The sequence below is a fragment of the Pseudomonas sp. 5Vm1k genome, assembly GCF_056161485.1.
Genome location: NZ_JBSPCZ010000017.1, coordinates 144,233 through 153,288 on the forward strand (window position 1 = coordinate 144,233; position 9,056 = coordinate 153,288).

At 57.8% G+C, this 9,056-nt stretch carries 6 protein-coding genes, 1 tRNA gene and 1 pseudogene; 4 read left to right on the plus strand and 4 right to left on the minus strand.

The window, feature by feature from the left end:
- Window positions 1–95: 95 nt before the first annotated feature.
- Complete coding sequence (desA, locus tag ACWIKB_RS27155) at window positions 96–1,283, plus strand: delta-9 fatty acid desaturase DesA (protein ID WP_403024925.1); 1,188 nt, start codon at window positions 96–98, stop codon at window positions 1,281–1,283.
- Between the two features lie 314 nt (window positions 1,284–1,597).
- Window positions 1,598–2,587, plus strand: coding sequence for a GGDEF domain-containing protein (locus tag ACWIKB_RS27160; RefSeq protein WP_475270561.1), 990 nt, complete (start codon window positions 1,598–1,600; stop codon window positions 2,585–2,587).
- Window positions 2,588–2,714: 127 nt separating this feature from the next.
- On the opposite strand, the gene ACWIKB_RS27165 is transcribed toward ACWIKB_RS27160, so the two are convergent.
- The 3 genes from ACWIKB_RS27165 to gabD all read right to left on the minus strand — a co-directional run bounded on the left by ACWIKB_RS27165 (window position 2,715) and on the right by gabD (window position 6,963).
- Window positions 2,715–3,929, minus strand: coding sequence for an HDOD domain-containing protein (locus tag ACWIKB_RS27165; RefSeq protein ID WP_475270562.1), 1,215 nt, complete (start codon window positions 3,927–3,929; stop codon window positions 2,715–2,717).
- Window positions 3,930–4,057: 128 nt separating this feature from the next.
- Window positions 4,058–5,335 carry a 4-aminobutyrate--2-oxoglutarate transaminase gene (gene gabT / locus ACWIKB_RS27170; protein ID WP_054050227.1) on the minus strand — a complete coding sequence of 426 codons (1,278 nt, stop codon included), beginning with the start codon at window positions 5,333–5,335 and terminating at the stop codon, window positions 4,058–4,060.
- A 185-nt stretch (window positions 5,336–5,520) separates the two neighbouring features.
- A complete protein-coding gene (gabD, locus tag ACWIKB_RS27175; RefSeq protein WP_054050229.1) occupies window positions 5,521–6,963 on the minus strand; it encodes an NADP-dependent succinate-semialdehyde dehydrogenase in 1,443 nt (480 codons plus the stop codon).
- Between the two features lie 349 nt (window positions 6,964–7,312).
- On the opposite strand from gabD, the gene ACWIKB_RS27180 reads away from it, so the two are divergent.
- A tRNA-Arg gene (locus ACWIKB_RS27180) sits at window positions 7,313–7,389 on the plus strand.
- Window positions 7,390–7,603: 214 nt separating this feature from the next.
- The gene (locus tag ACWIKB_RS27185) at window positions 7,604–8,644 is read left to right on the plus strand and encodes a virulence RhuM family protein (RefSeq protein WP_475270563.1); all 1,041 of its coding nucleotides are present in this window, start codon (window positions 7,604–7,606) and stop codon (window positions 8,642–8,644) included.
- Window positions 8,645–8,742: 98 nt separating this feature from the next.
- On the opposite strand, the pseudogene ACWIKB_RS27190 reads toward ACWIKB_RS27185, so the two are convergent.
- Window positions 8,743–8,934 (minus strand): annotated as a pseudogene (locus ACWIKB_RS27190) (Wadjet anti-phage system protein JetD domain-containing protein); the annotation flags it as partial.
- Window positions 8,935–9,056: the final 122 nt, after the last annotated feature.

Consider the following 9,056-nt stretch of genomic DNA (forward strand, 5'->3'; position numbering starts at 1 on the left):
CCAGCCACTCTTATCTGAAAGGGCGACTGGTTTTATCTGTGGGCTTAGTGATAATGCAACGGCTGTTTTTTTATTTATCGAGGGCCCTATAGCCTATGTGGTACGAAGGTTTTCTCGGCTTGTCGCCCTGGTCACTGGTGGCAGTCACCCTGCTGATGACCCACGTCACGATTGTTGGCGTCACGGTCTATCTGCATCGTTATTCAGCCCATCGCTCCCTGGAGCTCAATGCCGGCCTGAAACATTTCTTCCGCTTCTGGCTGTGGCTGACCACGGCGCAGAACACCCGCGAGTGGACAGCCATCCACCGCAAGCATCACGCCAAATGCGAAACCGTCGATGACCCGCACAGCCCGGTCATCAAGGGCCTTTCCACCGTGCTGCGCAAGGGCGCCGAGTTGTACCGCGAGGAAGCGGAAAACCCGGAAACCCTGCGCATCTACGGCAAGAACTGCCCTGAAGACTGGATCGAACGTAACCTTTACAGCCGTTTTCCGCTGTTGGGCGTGGCGATCATGGGCGTCATCGACCTGCTGCTGTTCGGCACCATCGGCATTACCATCTGGGCCATCCAGATGATGTGGATTCCGGTCTGGGCCGCCGGCGTGGTCAATGGCCTGGGCCATGCCATCGGCTACCGCAACTTCGAATGCCGTGATGCGGCGACCAATCTGGTGCCTTGGGGCATCCTGATCGGCGGCGAAGAACTGCATAACAACCATCACACCTACCCTAACTCGGCAAAACTGTCGGTGAAGAAGTGGGAATTCGACCTCGGCTGGGCCTGGATCCAGGTCTTCAGTTTCTTCCGTCTGGCCAAAGTCCAGCGGGTTGCGCCGATCGCCCACCGGGTCGAAGGCAAGGGCAGCCTGGACATGGACACCGCCATGGCCATCCTCAACAACCGCTTCCAGATCATGGCCCAGTACCGCAAGCTGGTGATCGCGCCGCTGGTCAAACAGGAGCTGGAAAAGGTCGATCACTCGGTCCGTCACCAATTCCACCGTGCCAAGCGTTTGCTGTCGCGGGAAACCAGCCTGCTGGATGACAAGCACCATATCCGCATCCAGAACATGCTCGAGCACAGCCAGGCGCTGAAGGTAATTTACGAGAAACGCCTGGCCTTGCAGCAGATCTGGGTCAAGACCAGCTCAAATGGTCACGATATGCTTGCTGCCATCAAGGATTGGGTACACGAAGCCGAAGCCAGCGGGATTCAATCCCTGCGCGACTTCGCTGATCAGTTGAAAACCTACTCCCTGCGCCCAGCTGCCGCAGTCTGACTGTGGCGAGGGGGCTCGCTCCCGCTCGACCGCGCAGCATCGCAAAACCTGACGACGCGTTCTTTCGCTGAAAAAACGCGTCGTCAGTACCGCCCGGCGGGAGCCCCCTCCCTCGCCACGCCAGCCGGGAACTAAGCTCCAAATCCCCTATCTCAAAGACACTTCGCCATCCAGGCGGGCCGAGACCTGTTATCAATTATTTCCCACCAAAGCGTGACAGCGCCTGCTGTGGCACAAGAAATAATCGATAAGGGGCCCACGTAGTGGCCGCTTTCGAAACCTCGAGCGGCGCACGCCCTTTGAGATTTGTGCCGATGGTCACCAAAAACCTGCAAGACTCATCCCACCCGCAATGGCCCGAGGCCGCGCAAACACTGATGGCGCTCATGCATGCCCAAGGCGAAGTTGCACGCCTGAGCGAACGCGAACAACTCTTCAGCTCGCTGCTGGTGAGTGTCAACGCAGTGCTTTGGGCGTTCAACTGGGAAACCCGTCAGGTGCTCTACGTCAGCCCCGCGTATGAACGGATTTTCGGCCGTTCCGCCGGCCTGTTGCTGGCCGACTACAACCAGTGGCGCGACAGCATTTACCCCGACGACCTGGACTACGCCGAGCACAGCCTGGCCGAAGTACTGGTCAAAGGTGCCGTCGAAGACCGCGAATACCGCATCATCGCTGCCGACGGCCAGGTGCGCTGGCTGAGCGACAAGTGCTTTATCAACCGCCAGGCCGAACCGGGGCAACCGGTGATCATCGTCGGCATTGCCGAGGACATTACCGAAAAGAAGCAAATGGAAACCGAGTTGCAACGCCTGGCGACCACCGACGTATTGACCCAGAGCAGCAACCGCCGGCACTTCTTTGAATGCGCCCATCGCGAATTTGAACAGGCGAAGCTGCAAGGTGCGCCGCTGGCATTCCTGCTGCTGGACATCGATGATTTCAAGAAGGTCAACGACACCTACGGCCACCCGGCAGGCGATACCGTGCTGCAACACATCGCCGAAAGCGGCCGTGCGGCATTACGCCGAGGCGATCTGTTCGGGCGAATTGGCGGGGAAGAATTCGCTGCGGTATTCCCGGGCTGCGCGCCGGACATGGCCATGCAAGTGGCCGAGCGCCTGCAGCGGGAGATCCAGCGGTTGAGCTTCAGCCATGACGACCAGACCTTCGGCATCACCGTCAGCCAGGGCCTGACCAGTCTCACCGGCGAAGACGAAAGCCTCGACAGTATGTTTGCTCGCGCCGATGCGGCGATGTACGAAGCCAAGCGCCAGGGCAAGAACCGGATTATCTCGGCCTGACAGACTCAACATAGATCCCCTGTGGGAGCGGGCTCGCTCGCGAAAGCGGTGGGTCATTCAATGTTAATGTCGCCTGACAGGACGCCTTCGCGAGCAAGCCCGCTCCCACAGGGGGAATGTGTAAGGCTCACTTTTTGCGCAGTCGCATCAGTTCGGGCAGCCCAATCTTCAGCAACCGCGCCGTCCGGCTCTTGGACAGTTCCTCAATGCCCTCATGCTCGGTCAGGCGCGCCAGTTGCGCGGCCATGTTCATCACCAGCGCTTCACGAGAGTAAACCCCGCCACCGAGCTGATAGACCGCCGCAATCAGCTCTCGCAGTTCCAACGGCAGACGCCAGCGAGTCCGCAGCGCCGAGCCATAGCCCGCGCCGAACTCGACTAACGCATCACCGATCTCTTCCCACTCGTCCAGCTCGCCGCCGGCCTGCTTCCACTCCTGCAAGCAGCGCAGCAACGCCAGGTCGCCGAGGCGATGCAGCATTCCCGCGCAATAACAGCGTTCCTGGTCCAGATCCAGCAAGCGCGCCAGGGTCCGGCCATATTCGGCGGTGCGCAGTGACAGATCCCAATAACGTTCGGCATAGTCCGCCAGCAGCGGATCACTGAGCCGTGCGCAGCGTTTCAGGGCCAGGCCCAGAATCAGGTTCATGCTTTGCCCGGTGCCCAAACGATGCAACGCCTGGGACAGGGTTTGCACCCCAACGCCAAGGTGCTGGGCCGCACTGTTGGCGGCGGCAATCAGCACAGCGGTGATTTGCGGATCATTGCGGATCTCGGCTTCCAGCAACGTCAGATCGAGGCCATTGGGATTAAGGCTGCGTTTGACCGCCAACTGCACGTCGGTCATCAGCGGTGCGCCGTCTGTCGACTCACGTCGACGCTCCAGGTACACCGACAACGTCATGCCCGGCGACAACGCAGGCACCTCGCAGGACACCTCTTCACCGGCGTTCAGCAGCAACTCCTGCAGACGGTGGGTCAGGTTTTCCATGTCCAGGGGTTTGGTCAGATACGCGGTGGGCGCCAGGGGCAAGGCTTCGCGTACGCTGGCACTGTCGTTGCGGCTGCTCAACAAAATGAACGGCAACGGCGGATTGCGTTTGCGCTGACGAACACTGCGCAACACGTTCAGGCCATCGATACCGGGCAACTCCCAGTCAACGATCACCAGGTCGTATGGCACAGTCGCCAGCAGCTCCATCGCTTGCTGGCCATCGGCACACAGGTCCAGCCGTGCGTCGCAACGCACATTCAACAACACCTGCTTGAGCAGGTCGCGGGACCAGGGGTCGGCCTCGGCAATCAGCACTCGCGGAACAGCGGGTAAAACCACAGCGGTCATTCGGACACTCCAACGGCAATGCATGAACCTTAGTCAATGCTGGCCATTCGATACAGCGTGATGTGTTCCGCGGACACGAAAAAACCCGCCGAAGCGGGTTTTTTTGTCGATCAGGTCACACTTGGCGATCAGAGTTCAGAGAAGCACTCTTCGATGATTGCCAGACCTTTGTCCAGTTGCTCGTCCGGCGAAGTCAGCGGTACCAGGACGCGCAGAACGTTGCCGTAAGTGCCGCAAGACAGCAGGATCAGACCCTTGTCGCGAGCCTTGGCCACAACCGCTGCCACTGCTGGAGCGTTCGGCTTGTGGCTGTCGCCGTCGACGAACAGTTCGACCGCGATCATCGCGCCCAGCGCACGGACTTCGCCGATCACCGGGTACTTGGCCTGGATGGCTTTCAAGCCAGTAACCAGACGCTCGCCGACTGCCTTGCAGCGGTCCAGCAGGTGTTCTTCTTCGAACACTTCCATTACGGCCAGGGCCGCAGCGCAAGCGATCGGGCTACCGGCGTAGGTGCCGCCCAGGCCACCCGGAGCAATGGCGTCCATGTATTCGGCTTTACCGCACACACCGGCCAACGGGAAGCCGCCAGCGATGGATTTGGCGAAGGTGGTCAGGTCGGCAGCAACGCCCATCTGTTCCATGGCGAAGAAGGTGCCGGTACGGCCAGCGCCAGTTTGAACTTCGTCAGCGATCAACAGGATGCCGTGCTGGTCGCACAGAGCGCGCAGACGCTTCATGAACTCTTTAGGCGCGACGTAGAAACCGCCTTCGCCCTGAACTGGTTCGATGATGATCGCAGCGATGTCACGCGGCTCGGCGTCGTTCTTGAAGATGCGTTCGATGCTGGCGATCGAATCGTCGATGCTCACACCGTGCAGTTCGTTCGGGTACAGCGCGCGGAAGACGCCGCCTGGCATCAGGCCCATGCCGGCCGAGTAAGGCACGACTTTACCGGTCAGGCCCAAGGTCATCATGGTGCGACCGTGGTAGGCGCCAGTGAAAGCGATCACGCCGGCACGGCCAGTGGCGGCACGGGCGATTTTCACGGCGTTTTCTACCGCTTCGGAACCGGTGGTGACCAGCAGGGTTTTCTTGGCGAAATCACCTGGCACCTTGGCGTTGATTTTTTCGCACACTTCTACGTACGGTTCGTAAGCCAGTACCTGGAAGCAAGTGTGGGTCAGCTTGTTCAGCTGTTCGGTCACGGCGGCGATGATTTTCGGGTGCACGTGGCCGGTGTTCAGCACAGCGATACCGCCGGCGAAGTCGATGAACTCGCGACCTTCAACGTCAGTCACGGTGGCGTTCTTCGCGGACTCGGCGAAGATCGGGTGAATCTGGCCAACACCGCGTGGTACAGCGGCTTCGCGGCGTTTCATCAGGGATGCGTTAGTCTTGCTCATAAAGTCCTCATTCACCGCTCATCGGGCGGCGTGGTTCAAGGAAAATGCGGCGGGGAGGCAACTACGGCAGCATGCGATGATCGACTGCCACAGCTTTCCCGGCCACAGAGAAAATTCCATTTGAAGCGCAGAAAGGGACAGCGCTCTCGTGCCCTTTCTGCTTGAAGCAAAACGCCTTGCCGGGCTTAGATGCCCAGGCAGAGGTATTTGATTTCCAGGTAATCTTCGATGCCGTACTTGGAGCCTTCACGGCCCAGGCCCGACGCCTTGATGCCGCCAAACGGCGCGACTTCGTTGGAGATCAACCCGGTGTTGACGCCGACCATGCCGTATTCCAGGGCTTCAGCCACACGGAACACACGGCCCAGGTCACGAGCATAGAAGTACGAAGCCAGGCCGAACTCGGTGTCGTTGGACATCGCGATCACTTCGGCTTCATCTTTGAAACGGAACAGCGGTGCCAGTGGACCGAAGGTTTCTTCCTTGGCCACGGCAGCGTTTTTCGGCACGTTGGTCAGGATGGTCGGCTCGAAGAAGTTGCCTTCCATCACCTTGCCACCGGCCAGAACGGTTGCGCCTTTGCTGATCGCGTCAGCAATGTGCTCTTGAACCTTGGCCACGGCTTTTTCGTCGATCAGCGGGCCAGTGGTGGTGCCTTCTTCCAGACCGTTGCCGATCTTGAGTTTGGCCACAGCCACTTTCAGCTTCTCGGCGAACGCGTCGTAGACCGAATCCTGAATGTACAGACGGTTGGCGCAGACGCAGGTCTGGCCGTTGTTGCGGTACTTGGAAATGATCGCGCCTTCGACGGCCTTATCCAGGTCCGCATCGTCGAACACGATGAACGGCGCGTTGCCGCCCAGTTCCAGGGAAACCTTTTTGATGTCCTTGGCGCATTCGGCCATCAGCTGACGACCGATTTCGGTCGAGCCAGTGAAGGACAATTTACGCACGATCGGGTTGCTGGTCAGCTCGCTGCCGATGTCGCCGGCGCTGCCGGAAACAACGCTGAACACACCGTTCGGGATGCCGGCGCGCTGGGCCAGTTCAGCCAGAGCGAATGCCGAGAATGGAGTTTGCGAAGCAGGCTTCAGCACCATGGTGCAACCGGCGGCCAGTGCTGGGCCAGCCTTACGGGTGATCATCGCGGCCGGGAAGTTCCACGGGGTGATTGCAGCGGTCACACCGATTGGCTGCTTGATCACGATCAGGCGCTTGTCTGGCTGGTGACCCGGAATCACATCACCGTAGACGCGCTTGGCTTCTTCGGCGAACCACTCGATAAAGGAAGCGGCGTAAACGATTTCGCCCTTGGCTTCGGCCAATGGCTTGCCTTGCTCGAGGGTCATCAGGCGAGCCAGGTCGTCCTGGTTCTCGATGATCAGCTCGAACCAGCGACGCAGCTTGTTCGCGCGGTCCTTGGCGGTCAGTGCACGCCAGGCCGGCAGCGCTTTGTCAGCGGCTTCGATTGCACGGCGGGTTTCGGCGGCGCCCATCTTCGGTACGGTGCCCAGAATTTCGCCCGTTGCCGGGTTATTGACCTTGATCGTCTGACCGTTGTCCGCATCGACCCAAGCGCCATCGATAAAGGCTTGCTGGCGGAACAACTGGGTGTCTTTAAGCTGCATGTCGGCTTTCCTTAACAGCACCGCGACCAGCGCGGAGCGAATTATGATTGTAGAAAGGCGCCTCAAAGGCTGCCGTCAGGGAAATCATTCACCGGGCTGAAGCACATAAATAGCGCACTGATTGAAACTCGTGCGGTTCAGCACCCAGACAAGAGCGTTTGAAATCTCGAACGAATCCTAGGATCAATGCCGGGAAAGGACAATAGGCCGTTCGAAAAAAAGAACGAAAACGGCGCATTTGCCTATTTTTTCTGATCAACGTAGTAAACGGCTGTTACAGCTTGGAAAAACACAGGCTATTCAGCAGCATGGACGCCCGCAACGCATATGAGTATCATGGCGCCCGCTTGCACCAGTAGCTCAGCTGGATAGAGTACTGCCCTCCGAAGGCAGTGGTCGTGGGTTCGAATCCCGCCTGGTGCACCATATAGAAGAAACGAGAAAGCCTCAGGCCCGTAGGGTTTGGGGCTTTTTTGTGGGTGCTAAGAAACCAATTCAGCAGCTTTGCCTGAAACAAAAACTGACGACCTCAAAGTAACCGATGGTGGTGGATCTGCGGTTCGAGTGTTCAACTATACCTACAGCCACGGTTCCTATTTAACCATCTCAATCAAAACCCGAGGCAATGACGGAGCCCCCGATGACGGATCAGAAAGAGACTGACCATCCCCCAGCCCCACAGGGTGAAATGCTGCTCTTTCAGAGCGTGGATGGCCGGGTGCGTCTGGAATGTCGGTTCGGGGCCGATACGCTGTGGTTGTCTCAAGCGATGATCTGCGAATTGTACGGCAAGGCCAAAGCGACCATCAGCGAGCACATCAGCCACATCCTTGCCGAGGGAGAATTGATAGAGGATTCAGTTGTTCGGTTTTACCGAACAACTGCCGCGGACAACAAACCTTACAACGTTAAGCATTTCAGCCTGCCGCTGATTCTCGCGGTTGGCTACCGAGTTCGATCCCAGCGTGGCACCCAATTCCGGCAGTGGGCCACACAGACTCTTCAGGAGTACCTGATCAAGGGCTTCGTGATGGATGACGAACGGTTGAGGAATCCTCCCGTAGGTCCGTCGCAGGTACCCGACTATTTCGACGAAATGCTGGCACGTATTCGCGACATCCGGGCCAGCGAGCGGCGGGTTTACTTGAGGGTTAGGGACATTTTCGCAATGGCCGCGGACTATGTGCCGTCAAACAAAGAAACCACAGCATTCTTCCAAATCATCCAAAACAAGCTCCACTTCGCCAGTACCGGTCTGACCGCGGCTGAGTTGATTGCCCATCGCGTAGACGCAACCAAGCCGAATATGGGTTTGACTGGATTCAAAGGAGATGAGGTGCGAAAGAGCGATGTCACAATCGCCAAAAACTACCTTAATCAAGAAGAAATCAATGCGCTAAATCGCATCGTCACTATGTGGCTGGATTTTGCGGAAGATCAGGCATTGATGCGCAAGCAAGTTTTTCTGCGGGACTGGCAGGAGAAGCTGGATCAGTTTCTGGTGTTCAACAATCGTGATGTTCTGCAAGGTGCAGGGCAGATCAGTAAACAGGCGGCTGAAGAAAAAGCCCGGGCGGAATATGAAGTCTATGCCGAACAATGCCGAAGCCTAAAAGAAGTGGAGGGCGAACGATTGGGTATTGAGGCGCTGTACGACATCTCACGAGGGAAAAAAAGCTAAATCGGTTCTCGGTCTGGATTCCGTGTCTCCGACGGTAGACGCAGCATAAATAATAATTAGAAAGCCTCAAGCCTTTAGGGACTGGGGCTTTTTTGTCATCACTCGCAGTCCAATGCTGCCAATGCTGATTGAAGCCACTGAAAGCTGACGTACTCTTGCTCCAACCGCAAACCATTTTGTATTCGGTTATCCCTCAGTTCATCGAAAAGGGCTCTTTCTTCTTCGGTGAGATTCGGCAGGTCATGAATAACTTGATCCGCCTCCTCTCCCCAGAGAATTTTATGGGCCGCTAGTGTGCTGTTCTCAAATTAACATTTCTCCGATATTGGCTACACTTCCGGTGTCATCCAACGTTCGGAGAAGCGCAGGTGAACGCACTCAACATTGTCCTCAGTCCAGAAGAGCATGCCGA

What these genes read in the sequence shown, in the direction of transcription:
- desA (WP_403024925.1), top strand. Translation starts at nt 96, where the DNA reads ATGTGGTACGAAGGTTTTCTCGGCTTGTCGCCCTGGTCACTGGTGGCA.
- ACWIKB_RS27160 (WP_475270561.1), top strand. Translation starts at nt 1,598, where the DNA reads ATGGTCACCAAAAACCTGCAAGACTCATCCCACCCGCAATGGCCCGAG.
- ACWIKB_RS27165 (WP_475270562.1), bottom strand. Translation starts at nt 3,929, where the DNA reads ATGACCGCTGTGGTTTTACCCGCTGTTCCGCGAGTGCTGATTGCCGAG.
- gabT (WP_054050227.1), bottom strand. Translation starts at nt 5,335, where the DNA reads ATGAGCAAGACTAACGCATCCCTGATGAAACGCCGCGAAGCCGCTGTA.
- gabD (WP_054050229.1), bottom strand. Translation starts at nt 6,963, where the DNA reads ATGCAGCTTAAAGACACCCAGTTGTTCCGCCAGCAAGCCTTTATCGAT.
- ACWIKB_RS27185 (WP_475270563.1), top strand. Translation starts at nt 7,604, where the DNA reads ATGACGGATCAGAAAGAGACTGACCATCCCCCAGCCCCACAGGGTGAA.